The organism is Comamonas nitrativorans, from assembly GCF_042654765.1.
GTDB classification, from domain to species: domain Bacteria; phylum Pseudomonadota; class Gammaproteobacteria; order Burkholderiales; family Burkholderiaceae_C; genus Comamonas; species Comamonas nitrativorans.
Genome location: NZ_JBHSEW010000002.1, coordinates 359380 through 378903 on the forward strand (window position 1 = coordinate 359380; position 19524 = coordinate 378903).

21 protein-coding genes and 1 pseudogene are annotated in these 19524 nt (G+C 57.2%); 7 read left to right on the forward strand and 15 right to left on the reverse strand.

The genetic code is table 11. From position 1 onward, the window contains the following. Positions 1-268 precede the first annotated feature (268 nt). The 4 genes from ACFO3A_RS04110 to lptF form a co-directional block, all read right to left on the reverse strand. Positions 269-1423 (reverse strand): pyridoxal phosphate-dependent aminotransferase, encoded by a 1155-nt coding sequence (locus tag ACFO3A_RS04110; RefSeq protein ID WP_377724215.1) that lies wholly within the window; start codon positions 1421-1423, stop codon positions 269-271. A 23-nt stretch (positions 1424-1446) separates the two neighbouring features. Beyond that, positions 1447-2388 (reverse strand): CysB family HTH-type transcriptional regulator, encoded by a 942-nt coding sequence (locus ACFO3A_RS04115; RefSeq protein ID WP_377724217.1) that lies wholly within the window; start codon positions 2386-2388, stop codon positions 1447-1449. Positions 2389-2457: 69 nt separating this feature from the next. After that, positions 2458-3570 carry an LPS export ABC transporter permease LptG gene (gene lptG / locus ACFO3A_RS04120; protein WP_377724219.1) on the reverse strand — a complete coding sequence of 371 codons (1113 nt, stop codon included), beginning with the start codon at positions 3568-3570 and terminating at the stop codon, positions 2458-2460. Then, the gene (gene lptF / locus ACFO3A_RS04125; RefSeq protein ID WP_377724220.1) at positions 3567-4664 is read right to left on the reverse strand and encodes an LPS export ABC transporter permease LptF; all 1098 of its coding nucleotides are present in this window, start codon (positions 4662-4664) and stop codon (positions 3567-3569) included. The genes lptG and lptF overlap by 4 nt, the downstream gene beginning before the upstream one ends. Positions 4665-4688: 24 nt before the next feature. Here lptF and ACFO3A_RS04130 point away from each other — a divergent pair, with 24 nt between their 5' ends. From ACFO3A_RS04130 to ACFO3A_RS04145, 4 genes are all read left to right on the forward strand, one after another. Beyond that, a complete protein-coding gene (locus ACFO3A_RS04130) occupies positions 4689-6152 on the forward strand; it encodes a leucyl aminopeptidase (RefSeq protein ID WP_377724221.1) in 1464 nt (487 codons plus the stop codon). After that, a complete protein-coding gene (locus ACFO3A_RS04135; protein WP_377724222.1) occupies positions 6136-6444 on the forward strand; it encodes a hypothetical protein in 309 nt (102 codons plus the stop codon). The genes ACFO3A_RS04130 and ACFO3A_RS04135 overlap by 17 nt, the downstream gene beginning before the upstream one ends. 344 nt (positions 6445-6788) lie before the next feature. Next, positions 6789-7055, forward strand: coding sequence for a TFIIB-type zinc ribbon-containing protein (locus ACFO3A_RS04140; RefSeq protein WP_377724223.1), 267 nt, complete (start codon positions 6789-6791; stop codon positions 7053-7055). Between the two features lie 83 nt (positions 7056-7138). Beyond that, positions 7139-8116 carry a DUF808 domain-containing protein gene (locus ACFO3A_RS04145; protein WP_377724225.1) on the forward strand — a complete coding sequence of 326 codons (978 nt, stop codon included), beginning with the start codon at positions 7139-7141 and terminating at the stop codon, positions 8114-8116. Between the two features lie 146 nt (positions 8117-8262). On the opposite strand, the gene ACFO3A_RS04150 is transcribed toward ACFO3A_RS04145, so the two are convergent. Further along, a complete protein-coding gene (locus ACFO3A_RS04150) occupies positions 8263-8784 on the reverse strand; it encodes a hypothetical protein (RefSeq protein WP_377724226.1) in 522 nt (173 codons plus the stop codon). Between the two features lie 845 nt (positions 8785-9629). Here ACFO3A_RS04150 and ACFO3A_RS04155 point away from each other — a divergent pair. Both ACFO3A_RS04155 and ACFO3A_RS04160 read left to right on the forward strand, forming a co-directional pair. Next, a complete protein-coding gene (locus ACFO3A_RS04155) occupies positions 9630-9944 on the forward strand; it encodes a hypothetical protein (RefSeq protein ID WP_377724228.1) in 315 nt (104 codons plus the stop codon). A 17-nt stretch (positions 9945-9961) separates the two neighbouring features. Beyond that, positions 9962-10249 (forward strand): hypothetical protein, encoded by a 288-nt coding sequence (locus ACFO3A_RS04160; RefSeq protein WP_377724229.1) that lies wholly within the window; start codon positions 9962-9964, stop codon positions 10247-10249. A gap of 48 nt (positions 10250-10297) precedes the next feature. Here the strand turns inward: ACFO3A_RS04160 and ACFO3A_RS04165 are convergent, their stop codons facing one another. The 8 genes from ACFO3A_RS04165 to ACFO3A_RS04200 all read right to left on the reverse strand — a co-directional run bounded on the left by ACFO3A_RS04165 (position 10298) and on the right by ACFO3A_RS04200 (position 15200). Next, on the reverse strand, positions 10298-11275 hold the full coding sequence (locus ACFO3A_RS04165) for a zonular occludens toxin family protein (RefSeq protein WP_377724231.1): 978 nt from the start codon (positions 11273-11275) through the stop codon (positions 10298-10300). Next, a complete protein-coding gene (locus ACFO3A_RS04170) occupies positions 11272-11541 on the reverse strand; it encodes a DUF2523 family protein (protein ID WP_377724233.1) in 270 nt (89 codons plus the stop codon). Before ACFO3A_RS04170 ends, ACFO3A_RS04165 begins: the two co-directional genes overlap by 4 nt. Next, positions 11538-12860: an IgG-binding virulence factor TspB family protein gene (locus ACFO3A_RS04175; RefSeq protein WP_377724236.1), complete on the reverse strand. Its 1323-nt coding sequence runs from the start codon at positions 12858-12860 to the stop codon at positions 11538-11540. Before ACFO3A_RS04175 ends, ACFO3A_RS04170 begins: the two co-directional genes overlap by 4 nt. Before the next feature lie 36 nt (positions 12861-12896). After that, entirely contained in the window at positions 12897-13223 is a 327-nt protein-coding gene (locus ACFO3A_RS04180; protein WP_377724238.1) for a hypothetical protein, read from the reverse strand. 12 nt (positions 13224-13235) lie between these two features. Then, complete coding sequence (locus tag ACFO3A_RS04185) at positions 13236-13460, reverse strand: hypothetical protein (protein WP_377724240.1); 225 nt, start codon at positions 13458-13460, stop codon at positions 13236-13238. A gap of 62 nt (positions 13461-13522) precedes the next feature. After that, positions 13523-13708: a hypothetical protein gene (locus tag ACFO3A_RS04190; RefSeq protein WP_377724243.1), complete on the reverse strand. Its 186-nt coding sequence runs from the start codon at positions 13706-13708 to the stop codon at positions 13523-13525. Then, the gene (locus ACFO3A_RS04195; protein ID WP_377724244.1) at positions 13708-14049 is read right to left on the reverse strand and encodes a hypothetical protein; all 342 of its coding nucleotides are present in this window, start codon (positions 14047-14049) and stop codon (positions 13708-13710) included. Before ACFO3A_RS04195 ends, ACFO3A_RS04190 begins: the two co-directional genes overlap by 1 nt. Beyond that, positions 14049-15200, reverse strand: coding sequence for a replication initiation factor domain-containing protein (locus ACFO3A_RS04200; protein WP_377724245.1), 1152 nt, complete (start codon positions 15198-15200; stop codon positions 14049-14051). The genes ACFO3A_RS04195 and ACFO3A_RS04200 overlap by 1 nt, the downstream gene beginning before the upstream one ends. Before the next feature lie 271 nt (positions 15201-15471). Between ACFO3A_RS04200 and ACFO3A_RS04205 the strand changes: the two are divergent. Further along, positions 15472-15597 (forward strand): annotated as a pseudogene (locus tag ACFO3A_RS04205) (YdaS family helix-turn-helix protein); the annotation flags it as partial. A gap of 376 nt (positions 15598-15973) precedes the next feature. Here the strand turns inward: ACFO3A_RS04205 and lpdA are convergent. Both lpdA and aceF read right to left on the reverse strand, forming a co-directional pair. Next, positions 15974-17812 (reverse strand): dihydrolipoyl dehydrogenase, encoded by a 1839-nt coding sequence (gene lpdA / locus ACFO3A_RS04210; protein WP_377724247.1) that lies wholly within the window; start codon positions 17810-17812, stop codon positions 15974-15976. Between the two features lie 14 nt (positions 17813-17826). Beyond that, positions 17827-19518 (reverse strand): dihydrolipoyllysine-residue acetyltransferase, encoded by a 1692-nt coding sequence (aceF, locus tag ACFO3A_RS04215; RefSeq protein WP_377724248.1) that lies wholly within the window; start codon positions 19516-19518, stop codon positions 17827-17829. Between the last annotated feature and the right edge of the window lie 6 nt (positions 19519-19524).

Consider the following 19524-nt stretch of genomic DNA (forward strand, 5'->3'; position numbering starts at 1 on the left):
GATTCGTTATTTAAAAATGTATATAACGCCAGGCAAAAAAATGCCACCTTGCTGTTGTGCGCAGTGGCATCGCGTGCCTTGTGTATCGGAATATACGTTCAAATATAGCGAAATTGCCTTTCCAGCCTTCTGATATGGATCAAGGCGGAACCGAGGCAACGCTACGGGGTGTTCTTACTTAATTTGATAGTACCTTCCGCTTTAAAACAAAGGGTTTCATAGCGATAACGCCATAAAACCCTTTATATATCAGCGCAAGCAGCTATCGTTATAACTTCTTCAACCGCTCCAGCGCTGCCAGCAGGGTGGCATCTTCCTTGGCAAAGCAGAAGCGCACCACCTGCTGGTCGAACCCGTCGCCGTAGAAGGCCGAAAGCGGAATCGCCGCCACGCCGATGTCCTGCACCAGCCAGCGGCAGAAGTCCGCTTCGTTCATCCCGGTGACGCCGGAAATGTCCACGCACTGGAAGTAGGTGCCGCGCGTGGGCAGGGGCCTGAGGCGGGTGGCCTGCAAGCCTTGCAGGAACAGGTCGCGCTTGCGCTGGTAGAAGGCGGGCAGTTCCAGGTAGGGCGCCGGGTCGCGCATGTAGTCGGCCAGGGCGGCCTGCATGGGCGTGTTCACGCTGAAGACGTTGAACTGATGCACCTTGCGAAATTCCGCCGTCAGCGCCGCCGGGGCGGCGACGGTGCCGACCTTCCAGCCGGTGACGTGGTAGGTCTTGCCGAAGCTGGAGACGATGAAGGCACGCTCGGCCAGGCCGGGGAAGCGGGCCGCGCTTTGGTGCTGCTGGCCGTCGAAGACCATGTGTTCGTACACCTCGTCGCTGAGCAGCAGCACGTTGGTGGGGGCCAGCAGTTCTTCAAGCTGGCGCATCTGCGCATCGCTCCACACCGTGGCACTGGGGTTGTGCGGGGTGTTGATGACGATGAGGCGCGTGCGCGAGGTGAGGGCGGCGGCAATCTTGGCAAAGTCCGGCGCAAAGCTGCCGGGAGTGAGCGGCACGCGCACGGCAGTGGCCCCGGCCAGTGCGATATTGGGCACGTAGCTGTCGTAGCAGGGGTCGAGGACGATCACCTCGTCCCCCGGCTGGGTGCAGGCGAGGATGGCGGTCAGAATGCCCTGGGTGGCCCCGGCGGTGACGGTGATTTCGCTGCCCGCGTCATAGCGGCGGCCATACAGGGCGTGCATCTTGTCGCTGACCGCCTGGCGCAGCGCGGGCGTGCCGGGCATGGGCGCGTACTGGTTGTGGCCCGCCTGCATGGCAGCGGTGACGGCTTGCAGCAGGCGCGGATCGCAGCCGAAATCCGGGAAGCCCTGGCCAAGATTGACGGCCCGATGCTCCTGTGCCAGGGCGGACATGGTGGTGAAGATGGTGGTGCCCACCTGGGGCAGACGGCTGGGGAAGTGGGGCGTGGCAGTCATGGCAGGAAAAGGGAAGGGGAGAATTACAAACCGTAGTCGCTGGCTTCGCCCTGCATGGCCCGCACGATCAGGTCGCGGCTGAGGCGGTCGCTCAGGGTTTCGGCAAATTTGTAGACGAAATTGCGCAGGTAGGCGCCGCGCTTGAACGCCACGCGGGCCACGCTCTGGCCGAACAGATGGCCCAACGGGCGGGCCACCAGATCGGTGCCGGGGTCTTCGCGCATGGCCATTTCCGCGACGATGCCCACGCCCAGTCCCAGGCGCACGTAGGTTTTAATGACGTCCGAGTCGATCGCCTCCAGCACCACGCGCGGCTGCAACTGACGGGCGGCAAAGGCGGCGTCGACCTTGTTGCGCCCGGTAAACGACGGGTGGTAGGTGATCAGCGGCTCGATCGCCAGATCGTCCAGGCCGATGCGTTCCTTGGCCGCCAGCGGGTGGCCGGGCGGCACGACCAGCACATGCTCCCATTCGTAGCAGGGCAGGGTGACGAGATCGGGGTAGTCGGACAGGGATTCGGTAGCCATGCCGATTTCCGCCTGCTCGTCCAGCACCATGCGGGCCACTTCGTGCGGCGTGGCCTGGTGCAGGCTGATATGCACCTTGGGGTAGCTGCTGCGCAGCCTGGCCACGGCATGGGGCAGCACGTAACGGGCCTGGGTGTGGGTGGTGGCAATGCTCAGGGTGCCGCTGTCCTGGGCGCTGAACTGCTCGCCGATGCGCTTGAGGTTGCCCACCTCGCGCATGATGATGGCAACGCTTTGCAGCACATGCTCGCCCGGCTCGGTCACGCGCTTCAGGCGCTTGCCGTGGCGGGCGAAGATATCCACGCCCAATTCCTCTTCCAGCTCGATGATGGCCTTGGAGACGCCGGGCTGCGAGGTGTGCAGGGCCTTGGCTGCTTCCGTCAGGTTGAGGTTGCGGCGCACGGCCTCTTGCACGAAGCGAAATTGGTGAAGGTTCATAAAACACACCCTGAATAAAACTGAGCGTCATTATGAACTATTTATATATAAGACCGCAAAAAAGAGCGATCAGCGTCTAAGCACCAGCCAGCCGAACGCGGCCAGCGACAGCACGGAATACGCCAGCCCCGGCGCCGCAGCGCTCCACAGGGGCGACCAGTTCTGCAAGCTGCCGGCGTAGCCAAAGACGTTGTTGAGCAGGAAAAAGCTGATCCCGGCCATCACCCCGCCAAAGACATAGCCCGCAATCCCGCCGGAACGGAAATGCAGATAGGCAAAGGGCAGGGCCAGCACCACCATCACCAGACAGCTCAGCGGGTAGAACACCTTGCGCCAGAAGGCCATCTCGTACTTTTGCGCCGATTGCTCGTTGGCCTTGAGATGCTGGGCAAAGCGCCACAGCTCCAGCATCGGCATGTGGTCGGGCTTGTGCGCGGCTGCCAGGGCCATGTCGCCGGTGATGCTGCTATGGAAGGTGAAATTCGATAGCTGTTCCCGCTGAACACTCAACGCTTCCCCAGAAGAAGCATAGTCAAACTGGCTGCGCTGCACGTCATTCAGCTCCCATTTTCCAGTATTGGCCGCCACCTGGCCGCTGCGGGCGTGCAGTTGCTGGCGCATCCGTCCCTCGGTATCGAAGGCGAAAATGCGCACCGGCCCCAGGCGGCCATTGGCGTCGATGGCCCCCACGTTCACGGCCAGCATCTGCCCCTCGGGCGAGCGCTCTTTCAGCCAGGCGCCGGTGCTGCCGGCCGATTTGCTGGCCCCCAGATACTTGGCCTGGGCCTGCAAGGCCAGCCGCTGCGCCGCCGGGGCTGCGTAGTCGCCCAGGAAACCGGTGAACAGCACAAAGCCCAGCCCCAGCACCACCATGGTGCCCAGCGCCCGCCACGGCCCCATGCCGCTGGTGCGCATGATGGTGAATTCGGAACTTTGCGCAAACCGCGCCATGACGAAAATCGTGCCGATCAGCACGGTGATCGGCAGCAGTTCATACAGGTGATTGGGGATTTCCAGGGCTACGGCCAGCAGCGCATAGCTCAGGGTGTAGCCCGGCGCCCGGCCCACACTGCGCATTTCATCGAGCAGGTCGAAGAAGAAAAACAGGGCCAGAAAACCCAGCGAGACAAAGGCCACGGCACTGATGACCTCTTTGAAAATCAGGCGGCGAAAAATCTTCATGGCCGACCTCCCGCGCTACGGGTGAAAAACTCCCACAGCGTACATTGCCGATGCCGCATCAGCAGGCCGCCGATGCCCAGCAGCAAAACCCCGCCATGCAACACCAGCAAAAAGGCCCAGACATTGATGCGCCCGGCCGAGACCCAGCCTTGCCCGGCATTCACCAGGTTGTAGTAGACGACAAAGGCCAGCAACGCCAGCATCAGGCTGCTGCTCTTGCCGACGCGGGGGTTCACCCGGGTCAGTGCCAGCGCCAGAAACACCAGGGCCAGGCCGAGCAGGGGCTGGCTCAACCGCCAGGCCAGCTCGCCATGCCGCTGCGCGTCGGCATCGCCGAGCAGGGCGGTCGTGGGCAGCGCCCGCACGCTGTATTCGGTACGTGCCTGCGCATCGGCCTGCAACAGCACCCGGTAGCGGGCAAACTGCGTCAATTTGCTCGTCTGGTCGCTGTACCGGGTTTCCACCCGCTGGCCGTTTTCCAGCACGGCGTAGCGCAAGCCGCCCACCACCTCGACGTGGGCCGACTGGGCCGAAGTCACCAGCTCCTGGTCGGGACGCTTCTCCACCACGAAGACGTTGCTGGCGGCATCCGCGCTGAGTTTTTCCTTGTCAATGAAGAAGACGCGGCTGCCATCGGCCGATTCCTGGAACTCCCCCGGAGCGATGCGATCCAGGTCGCTGCGCTGCTCGAACTGCGTGCGCAGTTGCAACACCTGGTCATTGCTCCATGGCCAGACAATCAGCGACAGCCCCAGCACCGCCGCCAAAATTGGCCAGGCAAAGCGCAGAAAGGGCCGCAGCAGGCTCAAAAGCCCCTGACCACTGCTCATCCAGATGGCCATTTCGCTGTCGCGGTACATGCGCGAGAGGGTGGACACCATGGCGACGAACAGGCTCAAGGTCAGAATCGTGGCCAGATAGCCCAGCACGGTAAACCCCATGACAAGCAGCACGTCCGACGGGCTGATGACCCCCTTGGCCGCCTGCCCCAGCATGCGGATGAGCATCATGGTCATGACCACGGTAATCAGGACCAGCAGCGTCGCGCCAAAGCTGCGGGATAGCTCTTTGCGGATGGATGAATCGAATAACATTGGCTGAAAAGGAAAACCCCGATTATGAACTTTGAACTCAAAGCTTTAAGCCTTGGCGCAGCTGCCACGCTGCAATGCGATCTGTTGGTGCTGCCCATCACCGAAAAAATGGCCGGAAAAGCCGCTGCGCTGGAAAAATCCGGCGACGCCCTCTCACAATGGATCGCTGCCGCCCTGGCGCAGGGTGACGCCTCTGCCGCAGCGGGCAAGCAATTGCACGGCTACCAGGTCAGCGGCATCCAGGCCCGCCGCGTGCTGCTGCTGGGCGCAGGGCAGGGCAGCGCCAAGGAATTGCGCAACGCCCTGGCTGGCGCCGCCGGTTTCCTGAAAGCCGAAGGCGTAGCCCATGCCGCCGTCTGCCTGAGCGCCCTGGAAAGCCCGGACATCGCCATGGCCGTGCAAAGCCTGAACGAAGCGCTGTACCAGTACCAGCACACCAAGCCTTCGGCCAAAGCTGTTGCCATCAAAAAAATTACCCTGGGCGTTGCCAACAAACGCAATGCCAGCGCCGCTTTCGCCTTGGGTCAGGCCCTGGCCGCTGGGCAGACCCTGGCCAGGGAATGGGGCAACCGCCCCGCCAACCACGCTACCCCGACGCACCTGGCCCAAGTCGCCCAGGAGATCGCCCAGGCGCCCCAGATGCGTTGCAAAATCCACGGCCCCAAGGACGTCGCCAAACTGGGCATGAACGCTTTCCTGGCCGTGGCCCAGGGCACAAAAGAGCCGTTGCAATTCATCGAGCTGCACTACCAGGGCGCGGCCAAAAAACAGGCTCCGGTGGTTTTGGTGGGCAAGGGTATTACTTTTGACACCGGCGGTATCAGCATCAAGCCCGCCGCCGCCATGGACGAAATGAAGTTCGACATGTGCGGTGCGGCCAGTGTCCTTGGCGTGTTCGCTGCCTTGGCACAGTTGCAGCCAGCCATCAACGTGGTCGGACTGATCCCAGCCTGCGAAAACATGCCCGATGGCGGCGCCGTCAAACCCGGCGACGTGGTCACCAGCATGAGCGGACAGACCATCGAGATCCTCAACACCGACGCCGAAGGCCGCCTGGTGCTGTGCGATGCACTGACCTACGCGCAGCGCTTTGCCCCCGCAGCATTGATCGACATTGCCACGCTTACCGGCGCATGCGTCATTGCCCTGGGCGGCGTGCGCAGCGGCATGTACGCCAGCGAAGAAGGCTTGGCCGCACAGTTGCAGGCGGCAGGCGAGCAGGCCCTCGATCCCTGCTGGCGGATGCCTCTGGACGACGACTACGCCGAGGGGCTGAAAAGCAATTTTGCCGACGTCGGCAACGTCGCCGGCCGCGCCGGCGGCTCGATCACTGCCGCCAAGTTCCTGCAACGCTTTGCCGGAACCGCACCCTGGGCGCACCTGGACATTGCCGGCACGGCCTGGAAGGAAGGCAGCGCCAAAGGGGCCACGGGCCGCCCCGTTGGACTGCTGGTGCAGTATTTGCTCAACCGTGCGCAAGATGACTAACTATCCGCAAAAACAGCCGCCGCGGTTTGTGCCGACCCTGACCCAGACCGTCGAGCACATTGCCGCCGTCGCTCCTGATACTCAGGTTCCGCCTGCTGCGCTGCTGCCAGAGTCCCCGCCAGCCCCCGATTTATCGATCGATGCCAAAGCGTCGTCTCCATCCTGGCAACTGCTAGAGAGCCAGTTGGAAGAAAAAATCAACACGCTTATTGCCAAGCACCTAGGCCAACTGGAACAGAAAATCCGCGAAGAAATCAGAACCGCACTGAGAGAGTGGCGCGATAAGCCTTAAGGGATGCATTTTTAGATAAAATTCTCTGCAGTGAATTGATATTCAATATTACCAAATAATACGACAAAATCCACGTGGGATTTATTTCCCATAGCCAACATCATACTAAACATTACCTCTTCAAAGAATGCCTATTTACATATTATTGTAATAATAAAATTTGAAGTGTAAATAAGAAGAATCTTAAAATCAAAATGAGAAAATACAGTAGCACAATGATTAAAAAAATATTATTGACAGAACAACAACCATGGCCTTGTAGACCAGTGGGGCCGCATGGAAACTTTTCTGGCTGCTTGTAGTCGTAGCATCTCCCATTCAGACCGAACCCAAGGATTTACATCATGAAATGTCCTCATTGTGCCGACACGACGCTGGCCATGACACAACGCAACGATATTGAAATCGACTATTGCCCGAAATGTCGGGGGGTCTGGCTTGACCGGGGTGAGCTCGACAAAATTATCGAGCGTTCGAGCCAAACGCTTTCTTCGTCAGGATCTGCCGTGCAGCGTTCATCAGTTCCGCCTCGCGAGCATTACGACAATGGGTACTACAAAAAAAAGAAGAAACGCGAAGGATTCTTGAGCGACTTGTTCGATTTTGATTGATCGGCATAAATTCAAAGACCCTAGGAAATCAGAGCTCCTTGCTCTATAACCCCATTTTTTTCTTTTGTACAGGAACTTCTTATATGGCTGGTGCCAGTTTGCTGACCTTGCTGGACGATATTGCCGCCATCCTGGACGACGTGGCCGTGATGACCAAGGTCGCTGCCAAAAAGAGCGCAGCAATTGCGGACGACGTCACAACCATGACCAAGGTGGCAACGCACAAAACGGCTGGCGTTCTGGGTGACGACTTGGCACTCAATGCCCAGCAGGTTGCAGGTGTGCGTGCAGATCGTGAACTTCCCGTGGTGTGGGCTGTGGCCAAGGGATCGATGATCAACAAATGCGTTCTGGTTCCTGCCGCTTTGCTGATCAGTGCATTTCTGCCTGGCCTGATCACACCATTGCTGATGCTAGGCGGTGCTTTTTTATGCTTTGAAGGGGCCGAAAAGCTGCTGCACAAATTGCTGCACCGCAAAACGGATGCCGAGGCGGCCCACGCGCAACACGCTCACGCCAATGCCAATCCGGAAGTGGATCTGGTTGCTCTGGAAAAAGACAAGATCAAGGCTGCCGTGCGCACGGATTTCATTCTGTCCGCTGAAATCATTGTCATTGCCCTGGGCACGGTCGCTGCAGCCACCTTCGTTCAACAGATCGCGGTTCTGACCGCCATTGCCATTCTCATGACGGTAGGGGTCTACGGCCTGGTGGGAGGTATCGTCAAAATGGACGACCTGGGACTCTGGCTATGCCGTAAACCTCAGGCTGCAGTTCAAGCACTCGGGCGCTTCCTGTTGGTTCTGGCTCCCCGACTGATGAAATTCCTGGCCATTGCAGGCACGGCAGCCATGTTTCTGGTGGGCGGAGGAATCTTGGTACACGGCATCGGGTTCGTACACCATGCCGTCGAAGGCGCGGCGCAAACCGTTGCCCAGGGCAGCATGGGGTGGTTGTGGCAGGCGCTGGTAAGCAACGGCCTTAATGCCATAGCCGGTGTTTTGATAGGACTGTTCGTGCTAGGTGCAGTGCTGCTGGTGCAACGCTTGCGTCGAACCTGAATTTCAGCAATTACCAAGCGTTTTGTTTAGGGTTGCCGGCATATAAGCAATTCTCAATTTTTTTAAAAAATACAATGTTGTTTTATGTATACAAAAAACAACAAAATCAAGAATAAACAAGCGAAGCTGTAAACAAAAAACACGCGCTACTCACGCCATTCATCGTCAAACTTCCTCTTTGCGCGGATGTATGCGTTTGCACATTCAACGGTCGCATTCGCGTTGCAGAATGCACTAGGCTGATAGAAACGACTCCATGCGGCAGCCTTTGCAGCTTCGCGCCGCTCTTGGGCTTCCAGGCGTTGCCGTTCCAGCTCCAAGCGCTGGCTTTCCAGATGGAGCCGTTCAACTTCTACGGAAATTGGGTTTTTTTGTTCTGCTGGCTGGTGCAGGATTGGCAGGCGCAAACTGCGCAGGGCTTGGTTTGGTTGCTCAAAATATTTGTAAGCGTAGTAGATACTCAAAAAGAAGCATCCCCAAAAAAAGATGGTTGTCAAGAGAGTACGGCCTTTTTTTGATGCTGTTTTTCTGTCCTGGCGCATGGAATGCAATTCATCCTCGCGCCAGTGAGTGGGATCAGAAGAACCAACTCGGAAATCAGATTTTTCCGTGTAGTTGGTTGTTTTGTTGTATTTTTCGCGCCAGTAGTCGCGGTCATTGGTTCCCACTTTTTAATCTCCTGTAGATGATCAAAGGTTGTTAGGGCGAATTTTTCGCAAGCGAAAAACCGCGCTCTGGCCCTACGGGTTGAGCCTAGCGGCTGTCCAGGCTTGGGGCCAGTAACGTAATCTCTTCGTTCGTTCTGGAACCCTGTAACGTAATCTCTTCGTTCGCTCTGGAACCCTGTAACGTAATCTCTTCGTTCGCTCTGGAACCCTGTAGCGTAATCTCTTCGTTCGTTCAGCAAGCTGTAACGTAATCTCATCGTTCGTTCAGGAACCCGGTAGCGTAATCTCATCGTTCGCTCAGGAACCCGGTAGCGTAATCTCATCGTTCGTTCAGGAACCCGGTAGCGTAATCTCATCGTTCGTTCAGGAACCCGGTAACGTAATCTCATCGTTCGTTCAGGCCCCAAGCCTGGACAGCCGCTAGTCTCAATCGGTCAAGCCGACTAACGATCGCTTTCGCGGGGCTTTGCCCCCGGCCTTTGGCCTCCCCCTGTCGCTTCGCTCTATCTAGTTTGCCTACGGCAAAAGGGGGCCATGGCACGCCATGGCCTGTCTTGCCGCCTTCAGGGTTCGTGCCCTATCACCATCTTTCCTGAGTTCGTCGCCTCTTCGGCCTACGCTAAATCAGGGCCGCGCCTTCGGCGCTTTCGGGCTTTCCGGGGGGTATTCATAAAGCTGCAAGCAGCTTTACAAAGCTTCCCCCCTCCAAGCCCGAACCCTGATACCGCTAAAGGCACGGCGACGAACTCAGGAAAGACGGTGAAAGATGAGAGCAGAGGTAAGGCGTCAAGACCCGACGAGCCCGGCTCGGAATCTTGGAATCCGGTGAACTTTGGGGGTGTTTTATGGCTATCGCACAGAATTTTTTGAAGTTTCCGCAGGCTCTGGCGTTGCAGCTTCCTTTGCCGCTGGGCCGCCCGGCTTGGAACACTTCGCGGCCGACGACGCGCCAGGGGCGGGCCGTTCGCGCGTTCATCAGTCGCGCCGTGAAGGTTGCCGCTGCGCTGCCGTTTGCTGCGCGGCTGGAGCTGGCCGGGGCCGTAAAGAAGGTGATCCCGCAGTGGGCGCGGGATTTCCGGCATCGCGCCCAGGCGCTGGCGCGTGTTGTCAAGGATCGTCGGATGTGCCTGGATTTCTCGGAGAGCCGTTTTTTAACGTGATGGAGTAGACTTTGCTTATGGAACTCGAAATTTACACAGCTTTTCGGAAGGTGGGCATTGAAGATGCCGAGGCCCGTGCGGTTGTTGAGTCGATCAACAAGGAGATCGACCGCCGCTACTCGCTGCACGCCCAGCAGTTGGCGACGCGCGGTGACGTGGAGGCCGTCAGGAAAGATGTCGGTGAGCTACGCGGCGAGATGAAAGCCGAGGTGGCCAAGGCCCAGGCCGAGATCATCAAGTGGTGCATGGGGTCAATTTTTGCCGCTGTCGGCCTGTTCGTTGCATTGAGCCGGTTTGCGAACTGAATCTTTCCAGATCGAAACAAAAAAGCCCTGATTTCTCAGGGCTTTTTTTCATGTTGTTTCAGCTCGTGCCGCCTGGGGTGGTGGCTGTGGAGGTTGCTGATCTTTCGCGTAGGCATCGAAGCGCGGATTCTCGATTTCATGCTTGCATTCTTCGCTGCCAAGGCCTGCATTCGTGCCTTGTTGCGTGAAGCATTTGCAGATGCCTCGCATACAGATGCCGCCGATGACGCGCGGGAATATAGCGACCTTGCGCACTTCGTCATAGGCCCGGGCGCTTTCGGGGTAGGTGGAGACGCGGGGAACCCAATCAACACGATCATCTATCAGTTTCATCGGGGGGGCGTCGGCGTGGTCAGAGATCCCGCCAGAGATGACTGATACAGACGTTGGGCCAGCAGCGGGCGAATTTTCAGGGGGTTTTGGGGTGTCGTTAAGACGGCCATAAATGACAAAGGCCAGGACGCAGAAGGCAAGCAGCAACACCCCGACGATGTAAACCATTCTGGGAATGTTGCGCACCGGCTTTGTGTGCAGGCTTGCCGATTTGTAAAGGTTAAAGACGTGCTTCGGCAGTTTGTAGCGCCTTTTGTTTTCGCAGCGCTTCCAGTTGTTGTTTAAGTCTGCTTCGGGCCATTCGTAAAGCCAACGGCCCAAAAAGCCGGTATCTCTGATATGCAGGTGACGCCCCGTTAAAGACCTGACGTTCACATCAACCAGTTTCAGATTTTGGGTTATGACGATGAAGTCAATACCCCGATGGCGGTGGGTTTCCAGGGCTGCAACAGAAAGAGGCACTTTTGCAGATGGCCCACGCGGACGCCATTTGCGCTGCACTTCATCAACGATGATTAGCGCCCCATCCGGGGCATCTTCATGCCATTTCAATGCGTCAATGGGGGTGTTTTCAACCTGCAAGCCTTCAAGGCCATCATTATAAATAAGACGGTCTTTATATTCGCTGATAATCAAATCTACGCAAAGCGCAGATTTTCCAGAGCCGGGAACGCCGGTAATAATGGTAATCATGAGCCTATAAATACAATGGATTTCATAAATCGAATGAATGTGACGTAAGAAACCGCACCCAGCACAATACCGAAATATTCAGGAACTCCGGCAATCGCCATAAAATTCAAAATATCAGATGGCAAGCTGTTGTAGCCGGTTTTTATTTCCGCAATCCCTCGATTCAATGCGTAAGTGACGCCGCCGTAAGTCAAAATGCCGAATCCAAGAGCAATAATCGTCCTGATAATCGCAAATTTAATAATTAAAGAAATTAATGCACTCATTTTCTTCCAAACCTCAAAATAATCATGACTGCTGAAAGCCAAGCAAAGGCAAGAACTAGGGGACGGATTCTTGCAAGCTGGTCACAAAATGGTTGCCAGGAAAGACCAGGAAGCATGTCGATAGTCGGAAATGATGGGCATACTTTAGAACCCGCAAACCCGCCAAGTATTTCAAAATCACCGCCTATATCTATAGTTTTTAATGGCCCTGGGTTTTCCGGCTCTTCTAATTTTGCACAAGCGAGAATGTCAGGATATTGATCACAAAGTCCTGGGTTTGCGGGCTCAGTTCCTGGCTGATTTTGAGAACCGCTGTCAGGTTGTACATCTGGCAATGGGGTTGAATCAGACTTAGGCCTATTTTGCGGTTGTAAATCAACGCGCCAGGGTTGAGCTGGCGTAGGGGAGGGCTGCACCCTTACGCCGGGTTGTATCCAAGGCTGGTTTTCTGGAGTTGGTTCAGCCTGGGGGTTGTATTTTGGATTCAGTATAGGGTCACCAGTTGGAATAAACACCGGGGAAATTTCCGGCAATTCGACGGGCAATGGAGCCGGAATTTCTAAAGGCAATTCTTCCGGCATGGGGGCTTTTGTCAGTTCCTCAATAAATTCTTCTTCTGTTACTGCTTTTGGCTGTTGAGTTTGTGTACAGCCTGCCGGTGTGACATACCAGCCAGAAGGGCAAGAAGAATCAAGGAATTTTGTAGGAGAGGTAGGATACCAATATCCGTTGCGATAATTTTCAACAGATAAACCATCTGATGATATACGGCATGCAGAATGTGTAGAACCAATAGTAGAGACACAAAGATCGTATAAACCGGCAAGCGCAGAAGAATAAGAAGAATACTTAGACCCAATAAGAGTATTTTTAATATAACAACTTTGATAAATTAAAGCGCTATCTGTTCTATGGCAATAAGAATAACCGTCAGAAACTGGAATAGATGAAGAATCAGAAATTTCCCACAATCCAGAAGCAGCATCATAAACAAGGCCAGCAATTCCAAGCCATGTAGCAATAGCCGCAGCAGTACGAAGACCAGGATGTAAATAAATAGCAGCAGCAGCAAAACGCGGAGCATTAGACGCAAAACGCATAGATGCAGGCAACGTGACAGACCGACCGCCTACATTAATTGATGCCGATGACCTTACACCGCCCGGATAATATGTAGCACTATTTGCAGCCACACCGCCATTAAAACCAGCAGTACTCCACCCTTTCGGAGGTACTGCCTGTGCATATCCGGCATTAGCTGCTGTGTTTCCCAGGAACAAAAAAAGCGCCAGGGTTAGCGCTTTGAAACTATTAGCCATGTCGCCCCCAGGATAGCAATTAACATAATGAAAAAATCAGGCGTCATTTTCTACCCTCGCGTTTAATAGTGACAGAATGCCGTAAATTACCAGCCAACCCGCTGCAATAGAGCTGCCGATCAATGCGCCATCCTCTGCCGTTAATAACTGGCAATCTAGCGGCTGCTGTGGGGCTTGGATAATGGTAGGGACGCCGCCGGAAAGCGGCTGTAGTGTGTAGGTAACGGCAGTTTCATCAACAGCGGTGACAGTCACTAAATGCGCCTGTCCCGCGTGTTCAAGGACTTTTCCAGATTCGGCGGACGCCCTGGCCGTGTTGGCCTGGGTTTTCGTTTTAAAACATTGTCCGCCGAATTGGTACATATGGCCTCCGATTTACTTGGAGCGCCAGAGCAATTTGATGCCCCAAATTGCGAACAGGCCCAGGACAACGGCGGTAGCAATCGCTGCGCCGCTGGTGAGGGTGCTTTCGACCTTGGTCACGATTTCCGCGCCGGGGTCGGTAGACTGAGCCATTGCGGGGGCGGTGATGGCAGACAGTACCAGGGCACCGGCTGCGGTTTTTGCCAGAGTGGCATTTTCTTTCAGTTTTTGAAACATGGTTTTTCCTTTTGGTACGGATGAAAAATAATCTTGCCTAGTACCATCGGCAGATTAAAAATTCATAAATCATTCAGATTGATAATGATGGCTTTATGATCAAAATCCAAATGATCAATGACCATTTCAGCAGCGGTTTCATAATCAGAAACCGTTCCTGCATCGGTCAGAAGCATTACCCAATCCGGCATTCCGCAAGAATCGGGTGCTAGAAACTTTCCAGTTTCGGCGGATTGGATAACGAACATTAAGCGGCCTTTTGGGTCGGGGCGGGTTTGATGCTGACCAGGGTAAGTTTTGCTGTATTGTCAACACTTGCCGTTACGTCAAAGACGCATTGCACAGGCACGCCAACAACCGGCCATTTATCTTTGTAGACGCGCCATTTATCAAACTCGGCAGAGGTGCCCAGTTTGAAAGGGCGGGTGACGTTGCCCATGCTTTCCCCGGTGGACTTTTCGGGCAAGTCCACGGACAGATGGAAGGTGGTGGAATCAAAGGCGCGGCCTTCGTATTCCCCTTTGCTGGTGGCAATGGCCGTCAAGATGGCTTGTGCTTCAAATCGCATGGTGTTTTCCTTTTCGGGCATTAACAAAAGGCCGCATCAGCTCGCCCTGATTGGCTGACGCGGGTAAAAACTTTGGAATAGACTTTTTTTAATTCTTGTTCTGAAAACTTCTTCAGACGAGCAGGGATAGCAGTAGGATCTTCTAAAAGATCAAGAACGATATTTTCGGAAAGATAAGAAAAAGCAAGACGAAAAGAAGGGCCACACGTATTTAAAAACCATCTTGCATTGCGCTCGACTTCAGCTTCAATGGTTTGAATCGGAAGCTCTTTTTCTACCGAGACTTTTTGCGGGATGGCCTGGGCACCGCGTTCTTTCAGAATTGAGGCGTGCCAGTCGGATGCACCGGCAAAGAAGTCAGCGGGGCGGCGGAGCATGTCGGTAGGCAGAACGCGCTTTTTGTTGCCGTAGCGCAGTTCGAAGCGCACCCAGGGATTGCCGGATTTGTAGCCAAACTCTTTCAAGCCTTTTTCGTAGACGTTGGTTTGCTTGCCTGCTTCGCGGCTGCCGATGTAGTAGCTACGGCCTTTGTTGGGGCTGCGGTCGTCACAGTCCCAAGTACCATCACGCTTGTGCGCTGGGCGCTGGCCCAGGTGGTCCATGACGCCGGTTTTGTACTGTTCGGGCAGGCGTTCGATTCCGCCTTGGATGCCGTCGAAGAAATCCACGGCCAAATCGATGCGGGTGAGCAGCCCCCGGTGTTCATCGATGTAGTCGGCCATGCCATCGCGCCAGCCTGGGCGGGCGAATGTGCAGCCCATGCCTTCCAGGTTCACGTGGATGGTTTTGGACTGAGCTGCGCCGCGCAGTCCCTGGGAGTTGGAGAGAAAGCCGACCCAGCCAATGGGGTGGCCTTTGCGCAGGATGTCAAAACGCCATGCGTAGAAGTCTTTGCCCTTTTGCGGCTGCAATTCGGCTTTGTAGTCAGGGCCAAGGATGCGGGCAACGTCAGAAGCGATCTGTGCAGCCTGGGAGGCAACGCCGTAGTGTTCATCGGCGATTTCATCGTAGAAATCCGCTGGGGGCGGGAAGCAGATTTCTTGCGCTGGGGCGTGCCGGGTGTAGATCGTGAAGCGCAGCCAGTCAGTATGAACGTAGCTGGGGTTTTTGACTTGTTCAGCGTGGATACGGGCCTTAACTTCCCCGGCTTCAAGAACGAGGTCGTTACGCATAGACGACCCCGCTATCAAATTCTGTCCCCGTGTTACCTACGGGGACGGGAAGGGCAGGGGTACTAGCACCGCCTTGGACACCAAAAAGCATAGCATCGGCCCGCACCGCGCCCGGACTCCGCTTTCCGGGCGCGGTGCGGGCCGATGCTATGGATTCAAGGGTGTTGCGAGGCATTGCGGCTACTTAAAAAAAACTGTTGGAAAATCAGGCTAGGAAGATGTTTGGAAATGGCTTACATCGCCGACGAATGTAAAGAGTAAGGTTTACTTCATGACACTAGTAGAAACCCTAATTGCAAAAGCTTCAGAAAAGACAGGCTCTCAGGCAGCGCTAGCCCGAGAACTTGGCGTTCACCGTGCTCAGATCACAAACTGGAAAAATGGAACCGACAAGTGCCAACCAGCAGATTTGGCTGCGATTGCTTATTTGGCGGGATATAACGCTCTCAATGTACTAGCAGCAGCTACGCTAAAAGAGCATGAAGGGACGCAGAAAGGTGCAGTGTTGAATGCAGCTTTGGGAAAAGAGATACCGGCGCTTACATGGTTAAGCGCCGGTGGTTTGACGGCCCCCAAGGGGGGGGTAGCTAAAAAATACAATGTGTCTTATGTCAAATATAAAAGATATGAGAAGAGCGCATTGCACATACAGACACTGGCAGCAAGCCCACGTCCAAGTGACTGCGCTGATGATGAATACAACGGCCATGAGTCAAGCAAAGAAAAAGCAGCCGAAGCTGCTTTTGGGGTAGTTGGATCAGGCCTTGGCGGCTTTATTTGCGCTGTGGCGGCACGTCGGTGCAGCTGCCGTGGGCGACTTCTGCTGCCATGCCGATGCTTTCGCCCAGCGTGGGATGCGGGTGGATGGTTTTGCCGATGTCCACGCTGTCTGCGCCCATTTCGATGGCCAGGGCGATCTCGCCGATCATGTCGCCGGCATGGGTGCCGACGATGCCGCCGCCCAGGATGCGGTGGCTGGCTTCGTCGAACAGCAGCTTGGTGAAGCCTTCGTCGCGGCCATTGGCGATGGCGCGGCCGGAGGCGGCCCAGGGGAACAGGCCTTTCTTGACATTGATGCCCTGCTGCTTGGCCTGGTCCTCGGTCAAGCCCACCCAGGCGACTTCGGGGTCGGTGTAGGCCACGCTGGGGATGACGCGGGCGTTGAAGGCGGCGGCTGCCAGCTCCTTGTTGCCTTGCAGTTCCCCGGCGATGACTTCGGCGGCCACGTGCGCTTCATGCACGGCTTTGTGCGCCAGCATGGGCTGGCCGACGATGTCGCCGATGGCGAAGATGTGCGGCACGTTGGTGCGCATCTGGATGTTCACGTCGATGAAGCCACGGTCGGTCACGGCCACGCCAGCAGCTTCCGCGCCGATCTTCTTGCCGTTGGGCGTGCGGCCCACGGCTTGCAGCACCAGGTCATAGGTGCCTTCGCTTTGGGTGCCGTCCAGCCCCTCGAACTGCACCTTGATGCCTTCGGGCGTGGCCTGGGCGCCGACGGTTTTGGTTTTCAACATCACGTTGTCGAAGCGGTGCTGGTTCATCTTCTGCCAGACCTTGACCAGATCGCGGTCGGCGCCCTGCATCAGGCCGTCCATCATTTCGACCACGTCCAGGCGGGCGCCCAGGGTGGAATAGACGGTGCCCATTTCCAGGCCGATGATGCCGCCGCCGACGATGAGCATCTTTTTCGGCACGCCTTGCAGCGCCAGTGCGCCGGTGGAATCGACGACGCGCGGGTCATCGGGCATGAAGGGCAGATGCACGGCCTGGCTGCCGGCGGCGATGATGGCGTTCTTGAATTGCACGACCTTCTTGCTGCCGGTCTTGTCCTGCCCTGCCCCGGTGGTTTCTTCCACTTCCAGATGGTGGCTGCCGACGAAGTGGCCGAAGCCGCGCACGATGGTGACTTTGCGCATCTTGGCCATCTGGCCCAGGCCGCCGGTGAGCTTGGCGATGACCTTTTCCTTGTGGCCGCGCAACTGGTCGATGCTGACTTCGGGAGCGCCGAACTTCACGCCCGCCATTTCCAGGTGCTGGACTTCGTCCATCACGGCGGCGACGTGCAGCAGCGCCTTGGAGGGGATGCAGCCGACGTTCAGGCACACGCCGCCCAGGGTGGCGTAGCGCTCGACGATGACGACTTTCAGCCCCAGGTCGGCAGCGCGGAAGGCGGCGGAATAGCCGCCGGGGCCGCCGCCCAGCACCAGCACGTCGCAATCCAGATCGGCACTGCCGGCATAGCTGCTTGCTACCGATGTAGGAGCTGTTTGCGCAGGTGATACCTGGGTTTCAGGTGCTTTTGTTGCTGAATCTGGCGCAGCAGCAGCGGGAGCAGCTTCTGTTTGCGCAGCAGCGCCCTGCCCTGCCTCGGCAGCGACCTCCAGCGTGGCGATGATGCTGCCCTTGCTGACCTTGTCGCCCAGCTTGACGGTCAGGGCTTTCAGCACCCCGGCGTGGCTGGAGGGGATTTCCATCGAGGCTTTGTCGCTCTCCACGGTAATCAGGCTTTGTTCCACGGCGATCTGCTCGCCCGGTTGCACCAGGATTTCGATCACGCCGACTTCGTCGAAGTCGCCAATGTCGGGCACTTGAATGTCCACGGTTGTCATAGTGCGGCCCTTTCTTACAGCAGGATGCGACGGTAGTCGGCCAGCACGGCGCCCAGATAGGCGTTGAAGCGGGCGGCGGCAGCGCCGTCGATGACGCGGTGGTCGTAGGACAGCGACAGCGGCAGCATCAGGCGCGGCTCGAACTGCTTGCCGTTCCACACCGGCTGCATGGCGCTCTTGGACAGGCCGAGGATGGCCACTTCCGGCGCGTTGATGATGGGGGTGAAGTGCGTGCCGCCGATGCCGCCCAGCGAGGAGATGGACATGCAGCCGCCCTGCATGTCGGCAGCGCCCAACTTGCCGTCGCGGGCCTTTTTGGCCAGCTCGCCCATTTCCTGGCTGATTTGCAAGATGCCCTTCTGGTCGGCGTTTTTCAGCACCGGCACCACCAGCCCGTTGGGCGTGTCGGCGGCAAAGCCGATGTGGTAGTACTGCTTGTAGACCAGGGTGTCACCATCCAGGCTGGCGTTGAATTCGGGGAATTTCTTCAGTGCAGCAACCACGGCCTTGATGACGAAGGCCAGCATGGTGACTTTCACGTCGCTCTTGGCCTTGGCGGCTTCGGCGTTGGTCTGCACGCGGAAGGCTTCCAGCTCGGTAATGTCGGCCTGGTCGTTGTTGGTGACGTGGGGAATCATCACCCAGTTGCGGTGCAGGTTGGCGCCGCTGATCTTCTTGATGCGCGAGAGATCCTTGCGCTCCACCGCGCCGAACTTGGCGAAGTCCACCTTGGGCCAGGGCAGCAAATCCATGCCGACGCCGCTGCCGCCTGCGCTGGCCGCAGGGGCCTTGGCGGCCTGGGCCTGGGTTTGCGTGGCACCGCTCATCACGGCCTTGGTGAAGTTCTGGATGTCGTCAAACGTGATGCGGCCCTTGCTGCCGCTGCCCTGCACTTCGGTCAGGGGCACGCCCAGTTCGCGGGCGAACTTGCGCACCGAGGGGCTGGCGTGCGGCAGCTTGCCCGAAGGCGCAACCGTGGGGTTGTGCGCGGGCACGGCGGCAGCCGCCACCGGTGCTGCGGTGGCTGCAACAGGCGCAGCCACCGCCGCTGGTGCAACAGCAGCCGGGGCCGGTGCGGCAGGCGCAGCAGCGGGGGGCGCAACAGGTGCCGCCCCGGCCACGCGCATCTGGCCGACCACGTCGCCCACGTTCACCTTGTCGCCCAACTGGACGGTCAAGGCGGCGATGGTGCCCGCTGCGGGGGACGGGATTTCCATCGACGCCTTGTCGGACTCGACGGTGAACAGCGATTGCTCTTCGGCCACGGTATCGCCCACCTTGGCCAGCAGTTCGATGACGGCCACGTCCTTGAAGTCGCCGATGTCGGGGATGCGGATGTCCACGGTGGTTTCTGCTGCGGATACCGAAGCTGCTGTCGTTGGTGCTGCCTGGGTTTCAGGTGCTTTTACATCTGAAACTTCGGCAGGCTGTGCGGAAGCAGCTTCTGCTTTAGGAGCAGCGGCGCTGTCTGCCGTCTCTAGCAGCAAAACCACTGCGCCTTCGCTGATCTTGTCGCCCAGGGCGACTTTCATTTCCTTGACCACCCCGGCCTGGCTGGACGGGATTTCCATGGAGGCCTTGTCGCTTTCCACGGTGATCAGGGACTGTTCGACCTTGATGGTGTCGCCCACTTTGACCAGGACTTCGATCACGCCCACGCTGTCGAAGTCGCCAATGTCCGGTACCTTGATTTCTACGAGTGCCATAACTGT